The sequence below is a fragment of the Bacillus sp. UNC69MF genome (assembly GCF_000746035.1).
Lineage (GTDB): Bacteria > Bacillota > Bacilli > Bacillales > Bacillaceae > Bacillus > Bacillus velezensis.
The window spans coordinates 296,348-315,143 of the sequence record NZ_JQKM01000003.1; the positions used below are offsets into that span (position 1 = coordinate 296,348).

The 18,796-nt window shown below is 44.2% G+C and carries 22 protein-coding genes and 1 pseudogene; 12 read left to right on the forward strand and 11 right to left on the reverse strand.

Annotated elements, in window-relative coordinates; all coding sequences use genetic code 11:
* The first annotated feature begins 27 nt into the window (after nt 1-27).
* Nucleotides 28-528, forward strand: a complete 501-nt coding sequence (locus BR62_RS0101445; protein WP_007407653.1) for a YwgA family protein — start codon at nt 28-30, stop codon at nt 526-528.
* Nucleotides 529-593: 65 nt separating this feature from the next.
* Here BR62_RS0101445 and BR62_RS0101450 read toward each other — a convergent pair whose 3' ends face one another.
* On the reverse strand, nt 594-1,973 hold the full coding sequence (locus BR62_RS0101450; protein ID WP_032865071.1) for an amino acid permease: 1,380 nt from the start codon (nt 1,971-1,973) through the stop codon (nt 594-596).
* A 385-nt stretch (nt 1,974-2,358) separates the two neighbouring features.
* Here BR62_RS0101450 and BR62_RS0101455 point away from each other — a divergent pair, with 385 nt between their 5' ends.
* Nucleotides 2,359-2,778: a MarR family winged helix-turn-helix transcriptional regulator gene (locus tag BR62_RS0101455; protein ID WP_020957978.1), complete on the forward strand. Its 420-nt coding sequence runs from the start codon at nt 2,359-2,361 to the stop codon at nt 2,776-2,778.
* Nucleotides 2,779-2,815: 37 nt separating this feature from the next.
* Here the strand turns inward: BR62_RS0101455 and BR62_RS0101460 are convergent, their stop codons facing one another.
* Nucleotides 2,816-3,004, reverse strand: a complete 189-nt coding sequence (locus BR62_RS0101460) for a 2-hydroxymuconate tautomerase (RefSeq protein ID WP_020957977.1) — start codon at nt 3,002-3,004, stop codon at nt 2,816-2,818.
* Between the two features lie 105 nt (nt 3,005-3,109).
* On the opposite strand from BR62_RS0101460, the gene BR62_RS0101465 reads away from it, so the two are divergent.
* From BR62_RS0101465 to BR62_RS0101475, 3 genes are all read left to right on the forward strand, one after another.
* Nucleotides 3,110-3,769: a site-2 protease family protein gene (locus tag BR62_RS0101465; RefSeq protein WP_003151043.1), complete on the forward strand. Its 660-nt coding sequence runs from the start codon at nt 3,110-3,112 to the stop codon at nt 3,767-3,769.
* A gap of 12 nt (nt 3,770-3,781) precedes the next feature.
* Nucleotides 3,782-4,300 carry a YwhD family protein gene (locus tag BR62_RS0101470; protein ID WP_032869440.1) on the forward strand — a complete coding sequence of 173 codons (519 nt, stop codon included), beginning with the start codon at nt 3,782-3,784 and terminating at the stop codon, nt 4,298-4,300.
* Nucleotides 4,301-4,443: 143 nt separating this feature from the next.
* Complete coding sequence (locus tag BR62_RS0101475; protein ID WP_007407648.1) at nt 4,444-4,875, forward strand: hypothetical protein; 432 nt, start codon at nt 4,444-4,446, stop codon at nt 4,873-4,875.
* Between the two features lie 24 nt (nt 4,876-4,899).
* On the opposite strand, the gene BR62_RS0101480 is transcribed toward BR62_RS0101475, so the two are convergent.
* The gene (locus tag BR62_RS0101480) at nt 4,900-6,972 is read right to left on the reverse strand and encodes a transglycosylase domain-containing protein (RefSeq protein ID WP_032869441.1); all 2,073 of its coding nucleotides are present in this window, start codon (nt 6,970-6,972) and stop codon (nt 4,900-4,902) included.
* A gap of 199 nt (nt 6,973-7,171) precedes the next feature.
* Here BR62_RS0101480 and speE point away from each other — a divergent pair, with 199 nt between their 5' ends.
* From speE to BR62_RS0101495, 3 genes are all read left to right on the forward strand, one after another.
* A complete protein-coding gene (gene speE / locus BR62_RS0101485; RefSeq protein ID WP_003151052.1) occupies nt 7,172-8,002 on the forward strand; it encodes a spermidine synthase in 831 nt (276 codons plus the stop codon).
* Between the two features lie 58 nt (nt 8,003-8,060).
* Nucleotides 8,061-8,933, forward strand: a complete 873-nt coding sequence (speB, locus tag BR62_RS0101490) for an agmatinase (RefSeq protein ID WP_007407646.1) — start codon at nt 8,061-8,063, stop codon at nt 8,931-8,933.
* 167 nt (nt 8,934-9,100) lie between these two features.
* Complete coding sequence (locus tag BR62_RS0101495; RefSeq protein WP_003151056.1) at nt 9,101-9,319, forward strand: helix-turn-helix transcriptional regulator; 219 nt, start codon at nt 9,101-9,103, stop codon at nt 9,317-9,319.
* 590 nt (nt 9,320-9,909) lie between these two features.
* Here BR62_RS0101495 and BR62_RS0101505 read toward each other — a convergent pair.
* The 7 genes from BR62_RS0101505 to BR62_RS0101535 all read right to left on the reverse strand — a co-directional run bounded on the left by BR62_RS0101505 (nt 9,910) and on the right by BR62_RS0101535 (nt 13,019).
* A complete protein-coding gene (locus BR62_RS0101505; RefSeq protein ID WP_007407644.1) occupies nt 9,910-10,422 on the reverse strand; it encodes a stage II sporulation protein M in 513 nt (170 codons plus the stop codon).
* A 43-nt stretch (nt 10,423-10,465) separates the two neighbouring features.
* Nucleotides 10,466-10,747: a hypothetical protein gene (locus BR62_RS0101510; RefSeq protein WP_007407643.1), complete on the reverse strand. Its 282-nt coding sequence runs from the start codon at nt 10,745-10,747 to the stop codon at nt 10,466-10,468.
* Between the two features lie 185 nt (nt 10,748-10,932).
* Entirely contained in the window at nt 10,933-11,118 is a 186-nt protein-coding gene (locus BR62_RS0101515) for a DUF4177 domain-containing protein (protein ID WP_032868172.1), read from the reverse strand.
* Between the two features lie 34 nt (nt 11,119-11,152).
* The gene (locus tag BR62_RS0101520) at nt 11,153-11,356 is read right to left on the reverse strand and encodes a hypothetical protein (protein WP_007407641.1); all 204 of its coding nucleotides are present in this window, start codon (nt 11,354-11,356) and stop codon (nt 11,153-11,155) included.
* A 13-nt stretch (nt 11,357-11,369) separates the two neighbouring features.
* Complete coding sequence (locus tag BR62_RS0101525) at nt 11,370-11,573, reverse strand: helix-turn-helix transcriptional regulator (protein ID WP_007407640.1); 204 nt, start codon at nt 11,571-11,573, stop codon at nt 11,370-11,372.
* A gap of 197 nt (nt 11,574-11,770) precedes the next feature.
* On the reverse strand, nt 11,771-11,890 hold the full coding sequence (locus BR62_RS0101530) for a PhrC/PhrF family phosphatase-inhibitory pheromone (protein ID WP_007407639.1): 120 nt from the start codon (nt 11,888-11,890) through the stop codon (nt 11,771-11,773).
* Complete coding sequence (locus tag BR62_RS0101535) at nt 11,874-13,019, reverse strand: response regulator aspartate phosphatase (protein ID WP_007407638.1); 1,146 nt, start codon at nt 13,017-13,019, stop codon at nt 11,874-11,876. The genes BR62_RS0101530 and BR62_RS0101535 overlap by 17 nt, the downstream gene beginning before the upstream one ends.
* Nucleotides 13,020-13,249: 230 nt before the next feature.
* On the opposite strand from BR62_RS0101535, the gene BR62_RS0101540 reads away from it, so the two are divergent.
* Complete coding sequence (locus tag BR62_RS0101540) at nt 13,250-14,605, forward strand: YncE family protein (protein ID WP_032869443.1); 1,356 nt, start codon at nt 13,250-13,252, stop codon at nt 14,603-14,605.
* 39 nt (nt 14,606-14,644) lie between these two features.
* Nucleotides 14,645-16,021: a YncE family protein gene (locus BR62_RS0101545; RefSeq protein WP_032869445.1), complete on the forward strand. Its 1,377-nt coding sequence runs from the start codon at nt 14,645-14,647 to the stop codon at nt 16,019-16,021.
* 6 nt (nt 16,022-16,027) lie between these two features.
* Here the strand turns inward: BR62_RS0101545 and BR62_RS0101550 are convergent.
* Nucleotides 16,028-16,536: pseudogene (locus tag BR62_RS0101550) on the reverse strand (bacteriocin biosynthesis protein AlbG); the annotation flags it as partial.
* A gap of 153 nt (nt 16,537-16,689) precedes the next feature.
* Here BR62_RS0101550 and BR62_RS0101555 point away from each other — a divergent pair.
* Together BR62_RS0101555 and argS are read left to right on the forward strand one after the other, a co-directional pair.
* Nucleotides 16,690-17,118 carry a YwiB family protein gene (locus BR62_RS0101555; RefSeq protein ID WP_032869448.1) on the forward strand — a complete coding sequence of 143 codons (429 nt, stop codon included), beginning with the start codon at nt 16,690-16,692 and terminating at the stop codon, nt 17,116-17,118.
* The gene (gene argS / locus BR62_RS0101560) at nt 17,115-18,785 is read left to right on the forward strand and encodes an arginine--tRNA ligase (RefSeq protein WP_032869450.1); all 1,671 of its coding nucleotides are present in this window, start codon (nt 17,115-17,117) and stop codon (nt 18,783-18,785) included. The genes BR62_RS0101555 and argS overlap by 4 nt, the downstream gene beginning before the upstream one ends.
* The last annotated feature ends 11 nt before the right edge of the window (nt 18,786-18,796 follow it).

An 18,796-nucleotide genomic window follows, 5' to 3' on the forward strand; every position in this document is an offset into this window, starting at 1 on the left:
AAAGAAGGAAAAGGAGATGTCGGGAATTTGTTGAAAGAACATGCAAAACTGATGAAGGTGTTCTCGGATTCTGGAGAAATCATCGGGCGGAAAAAGCTGCAGAAAATCATTTATATCGCGAAGAAAATGCAGTATCCTTTCTACGAAAAATATGATTTTCATTTTTACGGCCCGTATTCCGAAGAACTGACGCTTCGAATTGAAGAGCTGTGCAATCTTGGGTTTCTGGATGAGGTGAAGGAAAAAAAGGGCGGCTACTTTCAATACCGGTACTCGCTGACGGAGACGGGAGCCGAGTTTTTACATCATGCGGAGCTTACGATGCCGGATATGAAGAAGTACATCGACAGCGTCAACAGCCGCTCATCCCGGTTTTTGGAGCTGGTGTCTACGATTTTGTATTTTGACGGCCTTGAAGCTGAGGAAAAGAAAGAGAAAGTGTTTACGATAAAAAGCAAACAGAAATATACGGATGAAGAATATGATGAGGCGCTTCACTACATAGAAGAGCTGAAACACATTTGTTAAAGGCGATGGCTTTCGTCTTTTTTGATGAAAAAACCAGGCCGCACATAAAGCGGGCCTGGTTTTGTTTATTGTCTCAATTTGCTGTGCTTGTACGAATATAAAAAGTAAACGATCACGCCGATGATCAGCCAGACGGCAAAATAAAGCCACGTTTTCAGCGGCAGATTGACCATTAAAAACAAACAGCAGATAATGGCCAAAATCGGCAGTACGGGTACAAAAGGCACTTTAAATCCCCGTGGCAGATCCTTATGGGTGCGGCGCAGAATCAGCACGGACAGACTGACCATGGCGAATGTCAATAATGCGCCGATGTTTGAGAGATCTGACAGCTCTTTCAGATCAACAAAACCCGCGATGCAGGCGCTGATCAGTCCGATCAGCCACGTATTAAAGATCGGCGCTCCCGATTTCTTTCCGACAATGGTAAAGACTTTCGGCAGCATTCCGTCTCTTGCCATCGCAAAAGATATACGGGTCGCCGCATAGGTATGGGCGAGAACGACGGCCATCAGTCCGATCACCGCACCGGCAGCGATAACGCCCGCCACCGCGTTTTGTCCGACAGACTGCAGCACATAAGACATGGCTTCCGGCACATTAAGCTGTGAATACGGAACCATCCCCGTCATGACGAGACAGACGATGACGTATACCAATGTACAGATCACCAGTGAACCGATAATACCGATCGGCAGGTTGCGCTGCGGTTTTTTGACTTCTTCAGCCGAAGCGGAAATCGCGTCAAATCCGAGAAACGCAAAAAAGACGGCAGAAGCCCCCGTAATGACGCCTTTGATTCCAAAAGGCATAAAAGGATGCCAATTGCCCGGCTTTACAAAAAAGCTTCCTGTGATGATAAACAGCAAAACAATTCCGATTTTTACGAGAACCATTATATTATTAAAGGTTTTGCTCTCTTTGGAGCCGCGTGACAGAACGACGGCAATTAATAGAGTAATGATGATGGCAGGAAGGTTGACGATGCCCCCCTGGCTCGGCACGTGCAGCAGACTGTCCGGCAAAGGCATGCCGATTTCGGCTAACAGATTATTAAAATAACTTGACCAGCCGCTTGCCACCGCCGACGCCGTCACCATATAAACGGATAAGAGCGTCCAGCCCATTAAATGGCCGACAATTTCTCCCATGGTGGTATAAGAGTAAATATAGGCGCTTCCGTAAACCGGGAGAACAGAAGCGATTTCGGCGTAACATAATGCTGCAAGGCTGCAGACAACGGCTGCAATGATAAAAGAAAAGATTACGGAAGGTCCGGCGTTTTTCGCGGCCGTAATGCCTGTAAGAACCATGACGCCCGTCCCGATGACGGCGCCGATGCCCAGTAAAGTTAAATCAAATCCACCCATCGTTTTGGCAGTCTGCCTGTTTCTGCTTTGTTCAAGCAGCTGGGTGATGTCTTTTTTTTGTAGGATATTCCGCAACACGCATCCCTCCATCCAAAAGCAAAAGCCAAGAGGGGCTCTTTGGCTTTTACCCGTGTCACATCTTCTGTGTAATCGACAATCCTGTGTTCTGTTTCCCCGTCTGTTCCGTTTCTTTTCCAGTCATATTGTCTGCCGCATCCGATCAGATTATCCTTTCCGTCAAACGCAGTCACCCTTAATGATTTTACCTGAATCATGTCTATAAAACCAGCATTGCATAAAAGGGATGGGTAAAAAAGCAGGAGATAATAGTCTGTATAGGGCAGGATAAAAGTTGCGGGCTTTCCGGCCGAAATTTTGACTTTCCCCGCGAGGTATCAGTAAAATGTAATAAAAAACAATCAAATGATGATGGATGCATCTTGAAATGGGGAGTTTCTGCATGGAGTACGATATATTGCAAGCAAATGTACTGGATTACGCGCTCACGAAATATTTAAAGAGCACGAAAAAGCTTGATGAGGCGACAATTCCGAAGAGTATAAACAATATCAGAGGATTTATTCTCAGGATTATTTACCGGCACGGCACGTGCACGATTAAAGATATATTGCAGGAAGTTACATTATCGCCTTCAGCCACGACAACCGCTCTGAATCATTTAGAAAAAGAGGGTTTCGTGGAAAGGTCGAGAAATAACGAAGACCGACGCACGGTATGGATGACGCTTTCCGAATCGGGAAAAATGGCGGCCATGCAAATGATTGAAAACCGGCAGATGCTCATTGACGAGCTGTTCGAAGCATTGACAGAAGAAGAAAAGAATACCTTTTTCAGCCTCGTTGAAAAAGTAATGAAATAAGCCGGCCTGACATAGCAGCGCCGGCCATTATCAAGGATTACTCCGTATCGCTGATCCGTTTGCCGGCGACGGCGTAATGATCCTTTCTCATTTCATCAATCATGACAATGATCTTTTCTTCGGCTGCGCCTGTCGTTTCTTTTACGGCTTCTGTCACTTTTTCAACCAGATTCCGTTTTTGTTCATCTGTGCGGCCTTCAAGCATTTTAACGGTTACGAGCGGCATGGTGCTGATCCTCCTTTATCGTTTCCTCTCTTTGGAAGAGAGGTCACTTATAGTATACTGAATGAAGGACAATCTTGCATTTTTTAAAAAAGGGGATTTTTACATTTGGACAGATTTTTATATTATCCGCTGGAGCTTATGCCCTATGTCGTGATTACGCTGATTGTGGCATTTACGATGCATGAACTGGCGCACGCGTATGTCGCGTATCGGTTCGGAGACGATACCGCGGCGAGACAGGGCAGATTAACGCTCAATCCGATTAAACATCTTGATGTTTTCGGAACGATTCTAATTTTGGTCGCGGGTTTCGGCTGGGCCCGTCCGGTGCCGGTGAACCGCCGCGCCTTTAAAAGACCGCGGCTGGCGGGAGTGCTGGTTTCCGTCGCCGGGCCTGTAAGCAACCTGCTTCTTGCCTTTATCGGTTTCTTTTTGCTAGTGTTGATGCATGCTTACGGAATGGAGCTGCTTTCTGCATTCAGCATGGGGCTTGACCGCTTTTTCTCTATTTGGATTCAGCTGAATCTCGCGCTGTGTTTATTCAACCTGCTGCCGCTTCCTCCGCTTGACGGCTACCGGATTATTGAGGATCTCGTGCCGCCGCGGGTGCGCGCCAAAATGACTCAGTTTGAGAGCTACGGGATTATCGTGTTTCTCGTGCTGTTTGTGACACCGGTCGGCTCCTATGTCGTGTGGCCGCTGTTAAGTGAGGGGAGAGACTGGATTCTCAAGGTATTTGCCATTATATTTCAACCGCTTTTGTAGGAGGGTATTTTCATGGAAGAAAATAAGAAGAAAACAATCGGATTTAATATTATTAAAAGTGATCCGACCGACGGACATGGCGGTTTTGGCGCCGGGGCGCTGAGCCTTGACAATATTTCTCCGGTATTTGTCGATGTGGAAGAGAAGGAAGCCTTCGTTGACATCGGCGCCATGCATGCCCGCAGTGTCGTTGAAAAAGGCATCAAATTCCTGCCGAACAAAGATGAAGTGCCGAACGGAAAACCGTACTGGCTCGTGTGGGTCACCATCGACAGAAAAGAAGAAGGCCCTTATTACGCGGGTGTGACGGCTTGTGAAATGACCGTGGACAGAAGTATCCGCAGAGGCTATAAGTCATTGCCGGAGCATGTGAATTTAATGGATAAATCAATGAAGCGCTGCATTATCGTGGACAAAATGGACGCCAGCTCAAAGCAGGTGCTTGCTGAATTTCTGCAGAAACATGACCAAGGGCTCTGGGAACGTTCATCAGATGAATTGAAAACAGGTCTGCTTCCGGAAGAAAAATAATTTGTGAACTTTTTGTGAAATTTATAAATATTTGCACTATTTTGCGATTGTACTGAGTAAACTGTTGATACAGAATCAGGACATGGAAAGTCCCGAGCCGAACCAAGACTCGGGGTTTTTCATGTTTACGCGGAGGTTTCATCATGTTCACCGTCTTTGAAATCGGGCCATGGGTCATTGAAGCAGATGCGGCGGAAACGAGAAAACAATACGAAAAATCATGGCCTGATCCTTGCGATTGCGGGAGCTGCCGGAACTTTTCCGAGGCGGTGAATCTCCTTCCCGCCGAGAAAACAAGATTGTTTACGCAGTTTGGGATTCGTCCGGCTGTCTGTCACGACTTGGGGGAGCATGGAAAGGAAAACGGCCTGCATCATTATGCGGGCAGCTATCCGATTGTCGGCAGGCTTAGGGAAGGCTGGCCGAAGTTTCATATCGAGAGGGCGGGAGATATCCGCTTTTCGTTTTCATTGCCGAGTACAACATTTTTTATACCGAAGGGTTTTCCTGACCCTATTATCCATCTCGACTTTTCACTCTTGCTCCCGTGGGTGCTTGAGGAAGACGCGGATTAAAGCCCGGCGCGCAATGCACCGGGCTCAGTCTTTTTTGCCGAGCCACTTATCCCACCACTTTTTGCGCGGAGCTTCTTTGCGGGCGGGGGCGTGTTCCTTTTCTTTTTTAGAAGGTTCCGGTCCGTAGCACACATCCGCGGGCTCAGTGCCTGCGATGAAATACGTATAATGCTTTGCGGCGCAGCCGGGTCCCGAAGTGTAGCCGGAAGCGGGATCGATATAGACGCCCGTGACGCCCTTCGGCGGTTTAAGCGCTATTTCCGGTTCTCCTTCGAGCGCCTTCTCCATAAAGTCCGCCCAAATCGTCTTCGCATAGCTTTTTTCTTCTACTGAATCAATCGTGCTGCTTTTGTCATAGCCTGTCCATACACCGGCGGCAAGAGCGGGATTAAAGCCAATCATCCAGCTGTCTGCGCTCGTCGTGCCTGATTTACCGCCATAGGTTCGGGTCAGCCGGTCAGAAATGGCGCGTCCCGTGACGGAAGTATAGCCGTTTAAATCCTGATCAAACATGCCTGTCATCATGCTCGCCGTCACAAAAGCGGCTTTTTTATCAAGCGTCTGCTGATGTCCGCGCGGCTGTTCATACAAGATGTTGCCGGCGGTATCCGTCACTTTTGTGATAAAGGAAGGGGTGATTTGTTTTCCCCCGTTTGCGAGCATCGCGTAGGCATTAACCATCTCAATCGGGCGCACGGGTTCAGTTCCGAGCGCCAGAGACGGAAGAGGCTTTAAATGTTCGCTGATGCCGAATTCCTTTGCCGCCGACACGAGCTTATTCATGCCGAGAAAGAGATGGGTCTTCACGGCATAAATGTTGTCTGATAATGCAAGCGCCTGAAGCAGCGTAATCGGTTTATTGGCGTAGTAGCCGTTGTAATTGCTTGGAGAATAAGTATCTCCGTTGTCGTCAATCTGGAACTCTGTGGCTTCGCTTTTCATCAGCGTGACCGGTGTAAAGCCGCTTTGAATCGCTTTGTAGTACAAAAGCGGCTTGATCGTGGAAGCCGGCTGCCGTTTCGCCTGTGTCGCCCGGTCAAACGGGCTTTTTTCGTAGTCACGTCCGCCGAGAAGCGCAAGCACGCGCCCTGTTGCCGGATCAATCGCGGAAAAGCCGACCTGAATGTCAGAGCCGGTACGGATCGTATGTGCCACAGTGTTTTCCGCAATCCGCTGCATGCGCTTATCAAGCGTCGTATAAACACGCAATCCGCTCGTTGCGAGCTGTTCGCGCGTCATGCCGAGCTTTTTCTCGAGTTCTTTCATCGCATCATCGTAAAAATAAGGCGCCGTTTTCGCCGCGGTTCTGTTTTTCAGCGGCTGATAGGCAAGCGGCGTTTTCTTAAGCCTTTCCGCCTTTTCTTTTGAGATCATTTTTTGGCCGATCATCAGTCGGAGAATGGTTTCCTGGCGCTGTTTGGCCTTCTTTTCGCTGACATATGGCGAATAGCCGGACGGGCCTTTCGGTATGCCCGCCAAGAGCACGGCTTCCGCATCGTTCAGATCTTTGGCGTGTTTGCCAAAATACAGGCGCGAGGCGGCTTCAATTCCATATGCGCCGTGGCCGTAATATATCGTATTTACATAACCTTCTAAAATCTCGTTTTTAGAATAGTTCTGTTCAAGGCGGATCGTGTAAAAGGCTTCATTCCATTTACGTTTCCATGTCTTATCATGCTCAAGGTAGAGATTTCTCGCGTATTGCTGGGTGATGGTGCTTGCGCCCTGAACCTTGGCCATTGCCTTTATGTCAGCCAGCGCGGCGGCGGCCATCCGCCGGTAATCAAAACCGTGGTGATTGTAAAAGTTTTGATCCTCCACCGCTATGGCGGCCTGCACCGCTATCGGATTGATATCTTTTAACCGGACCCAGTAGCGCTTTTCCCCAAAATCGGTCTCACCTAGCTTTGAGCCGTCATTTGCATAAAGAATCGTAGACTGAGGAACCCGGACGGAGGGGGCCCCCTGCCATTTCGCTGCAAGAAGAACGGATGTGAAGCAGACGCCGGCCAGCATTCCGCCGATCAGTGTCAGAAAGATGCAGGCGCGGATGATTTTGAACGTGATTCTGAGCTGTTTTCCAGATACTTTATCCACTTTTGGGAACCCCCTTTTTCATGATTCTATTATTATGTGAAAAAAGGGGGTTTTTTAAACATATCAAACCGGACACTTCTTTACTTTTTCCCCTCCATCCTCTATACTTTTTCCTTAGGTGAAAATGAGATTTTAACCGGAATAAAAGCGATACAGACGCTTACAATAAATGAAATAAGCCTTGAAAGGGAGATGACAATTGAGCGAGCTTTGGTATACGGAGAAGCAGACGAAGAATTTCGGCATTACATTAAAGGTGAAACAAACATTACATACGGAACAGACGGAATTTCAGCATCTGGAAATGGTGGAGACAGAAGAATTCGGCAACATGCTGTTCTTAGACGGAATGGTCATGACTTCTGAAAAAGATGAATTCGTCTATCATGAAATGGTTGCGCACGTCCCGTTATTTACGCACCCGAATCCGGAAAACGTCCTCGTTGTCGGCGGCGGAGACGGCGGTGTCATCAGAGAGATTCTGAAGCACCCAAGCGTAAAAAAAGCGACGCTTGTCGACATTGACGGCAAGGTTATTGAATACTCTAAAAAATTCCTTCCGTCCATTGCGGGCAAGCTTGATGATCCGCGCGTCGACGTGAGAGTCGATGACGGTTTCATGCACATCGCGAAATCAGAAAATGAGTATGACGTCATCATGGTTGATTCAACAGAACCGGTCGGACCGGCCGTCAATCTGTTCTCAAAAGGCTTCTATGCCGGAATTTCCAAGGCGTTAAAAGAAGACGGCATCTTCGTCGCGCAGACGGACAACCCGTGGTTTACACCGGAGCTGATTACAAACGTACAGCGTGACGTGAAAGAAATCTTCCCGATCACCCGTCTGTATACGGCTAATATCCCGACGTATCCGAGCGGCCTGTGGACATTTACGATCGGTTCTAAAAAGTACGATCCGCTTGAAGTGGAGGACAGCCGTTTCTTTGACATCGACACGAAATATTACACGAAAGAGCTTCACAAAGCGGCATTTGTTCTTCCGAAATTTGTGAGCGACTTAATCAAATAAAAACGTACGGCGCAGGAGCGAATCTTGCGCTTTTTTACAGGAAAGCGAGGGTTTTATCATGAGGTTTGATGAAGCATATTCAGGAAAAGTATTTATCGCAAGCCGCCCCGACTGGAAAGAGGCGGACGCCATCCTTTACGGCATGCCGATGGATTGGACGGTCAGCTACCGTCCGGGTTCACGATTCGGGCCGGGGAGAATCCGCGAGGTGTCTATCGGTCTTGAAGAATACAGCCCGTATCTCGACCGTGACTTGGCTGATTTGAATTTCTTTGACGCCGGAGACATTCCGCTTCCGTTCGGCAATCCGCAAAGAAGCCTTGATATGATTGAAGAATACGTGGACAGCATTTTAGAAAAAGGAAAGTTCCCGCTCGGCATGGGAGGGGAGCACCTTGTATCATGGCCTGTCATAAAAGCCATGTATAAGAAGTTTCCGGACCTTGCCATCATTCATTTTGACGCGCACACCGACCTGCGCACGGATTATGAAGGCGAACCGCTTTCCCACTCTACTCCGATCCGCAAAGCGGCCGAGCTCATCGGGCCGCAAAATGTATTTTCATTCGGCATCCGTTCCGGAATGAAGGAAGAATTTGAATGGGCGAAAGAAAACGGCATGCACATTTCTAAGTTTGAAGTGCTTGAGCCGCTGAAAAAAGTGCTGCCGCAGCTTGCGGGACGCCCTGTTTATGTCACGATCGATATCGACGTTCTTGATCCCGCTCATGCGCCGGGAACGGGCACGGTTGACGCAGGAGGCATCACGTCTAAAGAATTACTCGCGTCCATCCATGAAATCGCGCGCTCAGAAGTCAGCGTAAAAGGCGCTGACCTCGTAGAAGTCGCGCCGGTCTATGACCACTCAGAACAAACCGCAAACACGGCAAGCAAGATGATTCGTGAAATGCTGCTTGGGTTTGTGAAATAAAAGAATTTCCCCCGCTTGAAACATGCGGGGGATTTTTATATTGTATATAAACTACTTAGAAGTTAGTAAAAGCAACATAATATTTTACCATTAATCATTGATGTTATTGATAAAAATTATATAATAGGGTATTATTTAGTAAATACATCTTTAGAAAGGAAGTTAGAATGAAAACAGCAGTAGAAAATGAATTGGAATTAAAAAAGATTGAAATTTCAGTAATTAAACTGATAATTGCTGAAAAACCTAATAAAGAGATCGCTAAGTCATTAAACTACTCGCAGCGTAATGTCGAATATATCATAGCCGGTCTCTGTAAAAAGTGGAATGTGAGTACTAGAGTCGGTATTGTTTCGGAAGCATATAAAAGGAACTGTATACAGTGAACGAAATGAAAGAAAAACCCCTATTGAGGGGGTTTATTTATATATGCTAAAAAAACATTCTATACAGGAATGCCGTAAAAATAAAAACTGAGATTGTCAGGTAGTTCAAATTTGTTCTCCATTTCAGAAGAATAAACAAAAGAAATAAGTATGCAATATTGAACAAATCAAAGATAGAAAAAATCAAATGATTACTTGTGAAAAATAAACTGGTATTTGGATGTTCTGCGAAAATGTTTTTGAATGATATAAGAAAAAACTTAATTGCGACCGGGATGTTAGAAAACATAAATAGGGAATAAAAGGTTTTAATCTTAATTTGAGCGCCAAGAAAATTTATAATGAGAAATAATACAAATCCTTCAAAAATCACCCCGAACATTAAAAGAAACAGTGCGGCTATCGCAATGATATAATCTAAATGTTTTACTTGCTCAACAACTTGTATAGGGATGTTTTTGGGAATTAAACTTTTCATAAAAGGTAAAAGGGAACTTAAATAAAAAGCTAACCCGATAATATAAAACAAAAACGAGGACAAAAAATTAATGTTTCGTTCCTTAAATGAGGATAATTCAATTTGCATAATCTTAAGAGGCTCCTTTTATAAAGATAGGTGTAATAAATGTTTCTAACATAGCTGCTATCATTAAACCGAGAAATATAATACCAATATATTTAAAAGTGAATTTCAAATTTATTTTGAGGAGTAATAAATCCAAAGTTAATTTCATTCCTACAGAGGCTGCAAGAAGCAATACCGGCACTTCAATTATTCCATGGGGAATAACAAGCAGTAAAAGGTTTAAATTGTCTTTGATGTTTCCTATCGCATTCCCTAAAATTAATCCATTAATAATTAAAACAGCAACCGTGCCAAGCGACAGCGTCAACGGTCCTAAAAAAACAAGCAGACTCGCTACTTTAATATTATTAAAGAAAATCTGAAAAAAATCCGGACGGATATTTCGATTTAGATTATTTACATTTGAAGCGGGATCTGTATAAAAATATGCTGTAAATAAAGCAATTAAAAATAAGATCAGACAGAGTATGTACAATTTGACTAAAACGTTCTTTTTAAACAAAGTATTTTCATCCATTCGTTTAAGGGACTGCCAGGGATATTGAATTTAATGTTTTATATTAAGCTGCTGCTGTACTTGCTGCAGCCAATTGTTCTAAAACGGCTAATGGCAAGCCTGCACCAAGAGATCCTAAAACAGTAATGATAGCCAGGACTGAACCCGTTGCAGTGATAGCACTGACAATCCAACTAGGAGCTATTATTCCAGCTCTGTTTAAAATATCGATGACATCCATGCTTAAATGATTATGTTTTATACTGAAAAGAGCGAGAACAATGATTCCTGATGCTACTAATGTAAAAATCGCTTTACTATTTTGTGTTTTTAAAAGTAGACTCATTTTTTCCTCCAATTTTTTCAATATCCCCAGCAAGTTAAATAATAAAATATATTGGAAGCTATTTGAATTGCGGATTTCCGAAAAAATATTTAAGAGGTGAGATCCGTTAAGGTATCTGCTGGCTTATTTCAGTACAAAGAAAGCCGGACCATATGTATGATCCGGCTTTCTTTGTACTGAAACATTTATATTTTTTTTTCAAGAATAATATCAAAATAATCGGCTGCCCCATAACCTGAAATAGGAGGAGCAAATATTTGAACCAGCTTCCATCCTTGCTGCGAATACTTTTCAATAATTTCTTTATAGTCTTCTTTAGGCTTTCCTTTCCATCGGTTTACTTCTACTTTTATGAACTTATATTCGTACATTGCTGTATAATCCTCCGGAAGTGTATTGGAATTGTTACCTTGTTTTTCGATTATGATAAACTTGAATCCATAAATAGAGCGCGCAGCCTATTAAAAGTATTGGGAATTGCCATCCTGTATTTCCGTTTTTAAAATAATCTATTAATGACCATATCAGTAAAGCGACAGTATAAAAACTAAATGCTATTCTGGCGGCTATACCCGATTGGTGTTTTTGCATCTCATCCATTTTCTTCATAAGAACCGCTCCCTTACTTTTTTTTGGCGTTATAGTTGAATACTTTATCTATTCCCGTATTTAATGCGTGAGCTATCGAAAAAGCCAGACTTAAAGTTGGATCATATTTATTATTTTCAATTGCATTGATGGTTTGCCTGGTCACATTGCAGAGCTTAGCCAGATCATTTTGTGAAATATCAGCTGCTGTTCTAAGTTTTTTAATATTGTTATCCACTAAAACCCTCCTTAAATATTTTTGTTTTTATTTTAAATTTTCAAATTTATATATATTTATTTTAAATAATATATGTATATGTGTCAAATACTTTTTACACATTTGAATTTTAAGGTATACTTTTTGTTTTTGCAAATTAGTTGTTTATATAAAAAACGGCTTGCAGTTTAACCTGCAAGCCTAAAAGTAATCATCATTTAAATCATTCCGCGCTGAGCAACTTCAAATTGATGTTTCGGTGCACTTGCGATTTCGGCTGAAACAAAAACAGTGCTTATTGCCAAGCAAGTAAGTGCTAATTTATACTTCAATTTCATACAACTTCACACCTCCTTGAATCTGCTGTCTTGTTTCTTCCACCTTTAAAAAATATGCGGAAGCCTTCTCGAAATTTTCTCTTTCATGATAATATTTTGCCACATCTAAGGCAAAATCTTCAAGATCAGCATACATCGATTTATCTCTGAGAAAGTCAAAACATTCCATGATTGCTTCTTCATCAGGCTCACCGACATATAAAGATTCTAAAAATTCATACTCGGCGATATATAGGGAATCTTCTGCCTCCTCTGCATAAGATACCCCTTTGTCATGATATTGTCTGGCTATGGCCATATTTCCGATTTTATAATGTATTTGTGTGATTAAGAAATAGGCTTGCGGGAGAGAAGTGATGATGTTCCCATCTTCAAAAACAGCTATTGCCCGTTTTATGTAATCAATGGCTGGTTTGTAATTTTCTTGGCTGTTAAAACAAAGTCCGATATTATATAGAGTCCGGCCCATTAATTGTGGCTGCTGTTCTGCCTCTGCCATGGCATAAGCCTTTTTAAAATGCTGAATTGCTTCATCATATTGCTTTAAGTCAAGAAAGTTGGTAGCGAACAATGAATGGCACTGAAGCACCCTTATATTATATGCCTCCTGCTTATGATAAATTTTATAAGCCTGCCGGGCATAATCCATAGAAAAATAAGTCTGTTTCATATAATAGTAGGACTCTGACATCTTAAAATAAAATTCAGCTTTCTCGATACAATCTTTGACAAAATCAAGCTTATATTCAGCTTTCTTAAAAAACTGAATCGCTGAAAGATATTCACGGCATTCCAGCTCATACATCCCCCGGAAAAAATTAAAATAATAATCAAGACGTCCGGTCAGCCGGGCCTGCTTTTTATCAATATCCGCGAGCAGATCCGATAGTCTCGGCTGTTCTTCTATCCGCTGCGATTCCAGCGGTTCGAGGTATTCGAGCATCAGATTATGGCGGAATTCCATGAGAGAATAGTATAGATGAAGATCCTGATCATCTTCCAGACCTGCAAGTTCTTCTTTGATTTCTCTCCGCAAGTACTCGGCGTCCGGGATGCTGAACCTTCGAATGTACATATACCATTCGTTGATTTTTTCTCCAACCGCTGAAGATGATAAAACACTCGCCACTATTCCGAATCCCTCCCTTCCACGTTATGTATATGACATATTTTATCATTTTCATTCGGAAGGATAGCGCAAAAATACCGCAATGTTTTCTTTCGTTAAAACCGCATGTCTGCGGATATCATTTCAAAAATCCACTATTATCCCCACAATTTGTACAAGCAAACAAATACACCTTCCCATATTCTGTTGTATCTGCGTGAGCAGTGTATGTCTGAAAAGGAAGTGAAGATATGAGAAATAACAAGCTTTCCTTTAAAGAAAAAGCAGGAGCCGCACAAGAAGAATGTTTATGTTTTTGCGAGGAAGAAGCAAGCCGTGAAGCGATGTTTCAAGCGCCGATTGAATTGCCTGAGGGGTTTGTCGTTGATCCGGCTGAAGCTGTTGCAAACGTGACGTGGAATGCAGACAGCCTTTCTTGTGTCATTGAACGCTGTTTCATTGAGACGGGGCCAGAGCCTGATGAAATCGGTGTTCAATTCGCAGTGCGCCTGCAGGGAACTGTTACGCTTCTCGTCAGTGTCTCACCAGTGCGAAATCAATATGGACAAGGGAACGGGTCTGTTTCTGTCATCCGCAATGCAGAGATTGACCAAGTCGTCTATTATTCTGATGAACCCGATGATTGCCCGGATGTCAGTGACATTACGATCGAGAACCTTGTTGTCGTTCCGCCATTCTATGGCAGTCCTTTATCGGTGACGGGCACGATTGTGCTTGTGCCCGAACCGGAACCCGTTTATGCGTTTACAGCGAATCTAAATGATCAATCGGTTTCTGTGATAGATACAAACACTCACACCATTGTGACAAAAATTGCTCTTCCGTACCGGCCGACAGGTATTGAAATAACTCCGGATAAAAGCGCTGTGTTTGTTTTGCACTTCAACAATAATGTGATTTCTGTCATCGATTATGACACTTTAACAGTGACAGCATCCATACTGCTGGAACAGCCGCCTGGATCGATAAAATGCATCCCAAATCATGAGTTTGCTTATGTTCTCGGCGATACTGCGATTTATGTGATTGGAATTGATACGTTAACTGTGGATAGGTCGATTCCTGTGGAAGGATTTGATTTTGCAATTGATCCCAATGGGTTATTCGCCTATGTTCTTGATTTTGGTTTAGTGCAAAAAGTGGACCTATTCACCGGTGAAGTCACAGGAACGATTGAACGAGAGCTTATCGTATCATCCATAGAAACAAATTGGCCGGAGCGGTATGCGTATGTCTTAGAACAAGAATTCTTATTCAATTATTTGACGGTTATTGACTTAAATACGTTTACGATAAGCATTACCCAAGAGCTGGAGCCTGATGGCCAATATGTAATGTTTACGAGTGGATCAGAGGTGTATTTACATGACAGCTTCACTGGCAATTTATATGCTGTCAGTCCGAATGGTGCAGGCGTTATAGGTAATGTTCCGCAATCGGCAAGAGACTTTGCGTTTACTCCGAATGGCGAATTTCTGTATGCTGCTCATTTTTTAGAGCAGAACATCACTGTTTACAACACGGATGATTATTCTGTGGAAACTGTGATATCTCTTGGGGTTTCACCGGGAGATATTGTGATTTAACCAACTGCATGCTGTACATTTCTAAAAGGACGTGAATTCATGAAAAAGAATGATCTGCCTGCTTTACAGGAAAATTGTTTCTGTTTTTGTGATGAGGAAATTAGCAGAGAAGCGCCGTTTCAAGTGCCGATTGACATTCCCGAGGGGTTCACCATTGATTCTGCCGAAGCAGCTGCGACGGTTACATGGAGTACTGCTCATTTATTATGTATCAGTGAGCCTTGCTTAATCCAGACGGGGCCGGAACCAGAAGATATCGGTGTTCGATATGCCGTGAGAGTTAAAGGGACCGTTACGCTTCTTATCAGTGTGTCGCCTGTACGAAATCAATATGGACAAGGGGACGGGTCTGTTTCTGTGATTCATACTGAAGAGATTGATCAAGTTGTTTATTATGCAGCGCAGTCTGGCCGCTGTCCTGATTTCAGTCAAATAACAGTGGAAGATCTTCTCATTGTACCGCCTTTCTACGGCAGTCCGCTTACGGTGACCGGGACACTTGTTTTACCGCCATCGCCAGACCCTCAATCGTATGTGTTTACAGCCAATTCAGGAGACAGCACGGTTTCGGTTATTGATTCAGATTTAAACACTGTTGTAAAAACAATCCCTTTTTCTGACGTGCCAACTAATCTAGGCGTTACTTTCGATAAAGCTTTCACGTATGTCCTCCATGGGAATACCAACCTTGTCTCAGTGCTAGATAATAAAACATTAACCATCATAAATACCATCACTGTTGGAGGAGGGCCGAGAAAGGTTGAATTTGATTCAACAGATGAGTTCGCGTACGTGATGGCCGCCGGATCTATATATATGATCAACATGGCCTCTCAATCGGTCATTGATGTCATTCCGATACCCGGCGCTTTAGACTTTGCTCTTGATCCCAATGGACAGTATGTCTATACCGCTAATGGAAGCAGTTGGTCGGTTGATAAATATGATGTAAATACTGGGCAGTTGGTAGAAAGTATCATAGATACATTTGAATTTCCCAGTTTAATTGCCACTCCTTACGCTGGAAATTTTGCGTATGTGTTGAATGGTGAGCTGCTGCCGAAAGGTGTAACGGAGATCAGTTTGTCACCATTAAGCAGGGGAGGCGACTTCAACCGTTTATTTGAAACTCTGAGGACGATTGTATTTTCTCGCGATAGCACTAGGGCTTATTTTCTAGAGCCATATAGTGAACCGTTTCTCATTAATAACTTATACGTAGTTAATACGGCTGGACAGAGTATCATTGCAAACGTGTCTCTGCCCGGCGCCTTTGACCTCGCCGTAACACCTGATAATCAGTACATTTATGCAGCACAGCCCGACGACAATACCGTAACCGTGTACCGCACGAGTGATTATACAGCCATGACGGTGATTCCGGTTGGGACTGGTCCGTCAGCGATTGCGATGTAGCTTATTTCACAGGTTGAGAGAAGCAGAGCTGCGATAAAAAAATCGTTTATAAATGAGCCGATCTGCTGGATGGCAGCCAGGATGATTAAAAACAGCAGTTCACTTATGGTGAAACTGAGCATCCACCAAACCCCGGCTCCTGTCAGCGCTCCCGCAAGCCCTTTTTTGAACAGGCTGCCATGCTGGAAAAGCTGCAGCAAGTACGTCCGCATAAAATACAATAAATACAAAATCAGTAACACCGCGAGTCCCATTGATATGGCAAGGGGCGTGTGAAAGCGGAAAGGGACGGCTTTGACGATTTCGAACACGCAGCCGAATATGATGACTTGGCATAATACAGCAGCCATCACGTGTGTTTGGCGGACGTTTTTATAGCTGTCACGCAGCGCTTTGACATCGTTGGCATTTCTGCTGCACAATCTATGCTGCTGGAAGTCGCAGCAGCTTCGATGAGACTGTTTGGGTTTCTGAAAAGCTGCTGTCATGTTTTTCACGGATTGGGTGACATAGTGATATGATTTTCTCTTCTCATAAGGAACTGCTTTTTATGAGGTTTATCTTCAAATCTAATGAGCAATGATGGTAAGATAGAAGCAGTTGAAGTTTACAAACTGAAGGATTATACTATTCAAGTCAAAGCGGAATGATGAAAAGGACGTGTCAAAATGAAACAAGAGACACCGATAACACTCCATGTGAAGTCTGTGATCGAGGATGACGGAAATGAGGAAGTCATCGAATTCCGTACTACCGGATTTTACTATGTAAAACAACAAAAAGTGTATCTATCTTATTATGAAGAACACGACCTGGGCAAAGTAAAAACGATTGTGAAGGTGAGCGAAGGCGAAGTCCTGATCATGAGGTCAGGCGCTGTTAAAATGAATCAGCGTTTCATAACGGGAGCTTCCACAATTGCGAAATATAAAATGTCATTTGGTGAGCTTGAGCTGCAAACAAGCACAAAATCGATTCAATCTGATCTCGGTGAAGAAAAAGGCCGAATCAGCATCGCATATGACATGCATGTCGGAGACGAGCAGCAGCATTTACATAATATGACGATCACGTATGAGGGAGGAACTCACGCATGAACATTGCGGAACAAATGAAGGACGTGCTGAAGGAAGAGATCAAAGCGGCCGTTCTGAAAGCGGGCCTGGCGGACGAAAGCCAGATTCCAAGCGTACTGTTAGAAACGCCGAAAGAAAAAACACACGGTGATTATTCCACAAATATGGCGATGCAGCTGGCGAGAATCGCAAAAAAAGCGCCGCGTCAAATCGCTGAGGAGATCGTGGCGTCATTTGATAAAGGCAAAGCTTCCATTGAAAAGATGGATATTGCGGGACCCGGCTTTATCAACTTTTACATGAACAACAGCTACTTAACAAAACTGATTCCGTCCGTGCTTGAAGCGGGTGAACATTACGGAGAGACAAACATCGGACAAGGCGAAAAGATTCAGGTCGAATTCGTATCGGCCAACCCGACGGGAGATCTTCACTTAGGCCATGCGCGCGGCGCGGCGGTAGGTGACGCGCTGTGCAGCGTGCTTTCTAAAGCGGGCTATGATGTGAGCCGCGAATACTATATTAATGATGCGGGCAACCAGATTAACAACCTGGCGCTTTCCGTTGAAGTCCGTTATTTTGAAGCGCTCGGTCTCGAGAAACCGATGCCGGAAGACGGCTACCGCGGCGAGGATATTATCGCCATCGGGAAAAAGCTTGCCGAAGATTTCGGCGACCGTTTCGTACATGAAGAGGAGAGCGAACGTCAGGCGTTTTTCCGTGAATACGGCTTAAAGTACGAGCTTGATAAACTTCGCTCCGACTTGGAAAATTTCCGCGTGCCGTTTGACGTATGGTATTCTGAAACGTCACTGTACGAAAACGGAAAAATTGATCAGGCGCTCGAGGCGCTTCGCGAAAAGGGCCATGTATACGAAGAGGACGGCGCGACATGGTTCCGTTCCACAACGTTCGGCGACGATAAAGACCGTGTGCTGATCAAAAAAGACGGCTCATACACTTATTTGCTGCCGGATATCGCATACCATAAAGACAAACTTGACCGCGGATTCGACAAGCTCATCAATGTATGGGGCGCGGATCACCACGGGTATATTCCGCGTATGAAAGCGGCAATTGAAGCGCTCGGTTACAAGAAAGGCACATTGGAAGTTGAGATCATTCAGCTCGTTCATTTATACAAAAACGGCGAAAAAATGAAGATGAGCAAACGTACGGGGAAAGCCGTAACGATGCGCGACCTGATTGAAGAGGTCGGCCTTGACGCGGTCCGTTATTTCTTCGCGATGCGCAGCGCTGATACGCACATGGATTTTGACTTGGATCTTGCCGTATCCACATCTAACGAAAACCCTGTGTATTATGCGCAATACGCACATGCACGTATTTGCAGCATGCTTCGCCAAGGGGAGGAGCAGGGACTTAAACCGGCGGCAGATCTTGATTTCAGCCATATTCAATCAGAAAAAGAATATGACCTGCTGAAAACGATCGGCGGCTTCCCTGAGGCAGTGGCAGAAGCGGCGGAAAAACGCATTCCTCACCGTGTCACAAACTATATTTATGATCTGGCTTCCGCTCTGCACAGCTTCTACAATGCGGAGAAAGTCATCGATCCGGAAAATAAAGAGAAGAGCCGCGCGCGTCTCTCTTTAATGAAAGCGACGCAAATTACGCTGAACAATGCGCTTCAGCTGATCGGCGTATCCGCTCCGGAAAAAATGTAATGATGATCAAA

Coding starts and splice junctions, on each gene's coding strand:
- BR62_RS0101455 (WP_020957978.1), top strand. CDS start 2,359: ATGGAGTACGATATATTGCAAGCAAATGTACTGGATTACGCGCTCACG.
- BR62_RS0101460 (WP_020957977.1), bottom strand. CDS start 3,004: ATGCCGCTCGTAACCGTTAAAATGCTTGAAGGCCGCACAGATGAACAA.
- BR62_RS0101470 (WP_032869440.1), top strand. CDS start 3,782: ATGGAAGAAAATAAGAAGAAAACAATCGGATTTAATATTATTAAAAGT.
- BR62_RS0101475 (WP_007407648.1), top strand. CDS start 4,444: ATGTTCACCGTCTTTGAAATCGGGCCATGGGTCATTGAAGCAGATGCG.
- speB (WP_007407646.1), top strand. CDS start 8,061: ATGAGGTTTGATGAAGCATATTCAGGAAAAGTATTTATCGCAAGCCGC.
- BR62_RS0101495 (WP_003151056.1), top strand. CDS start 9,101: ATGAAAACAGCAGTAGAAAATGAATTGGAATTAAAAAAGATTGAAATT.
- BR62_RS0101505 (WP_007407644.1), bottom strand. CDS start 10,422: ATGGATGAAAATACTTTGTTTAAAAAGAACGTTTTAGTCAAATTGTAC.
- BR62_RS0101510 (WP_007407643.1), bottom strand. CDS start 10,747: ATGAGTCTACTTTTAAAAACACAAAATAGTAAAGCGATTTTTACATTA.
- BR62_RS0101515 (WP_032868172.1), bottom strand. CDS start 11,118: ATGTACGAATATAAGTTCATAAAAGTAGAAGTAAACCGATGGAAAGGA.
- BR62_RS0101520 (WP_007407641.1), bottom strand. CDS start 11,356: ATGAAGAAAATGGATGAGATGCAAAAACACCAATCGGGTATAGCCGCC.
- BR62_RS0101530 (WP_007407639.1), bottom strand. CDS start 11,890: ATGAAATTGAAGTATAAATTAGCACTTACTTGCTTGGCAATAAGCACT.
- BR62_RS0101540 (WP_032869443.1), top strand. CDS start 13,250: ATGAGAAATAACAAGCTTTCCTTTAAAGAAAAAGCAGGAGCCGCACAA.
- BR62_RS0101545 (WP_032869445.1), top strand. CDS start 14,645: ATGAAAAAGAATGATCTGCCTGCTTTACAGGAAAATTGTTTCTGTTTT.
- BR62_RS0101555 (WP_032869448.1), top strand. CDS start 16,690: ATGAAACAAGAGACACCGATAACACTCCATGTGAAGTCTGTGATCGAG.
- argS (WP_032869450.1), top strand. CDS start 17,115: ATGAACATTGCGGAACAAATGAAGGACGTGCTGAAGGAAGAGATCAAA.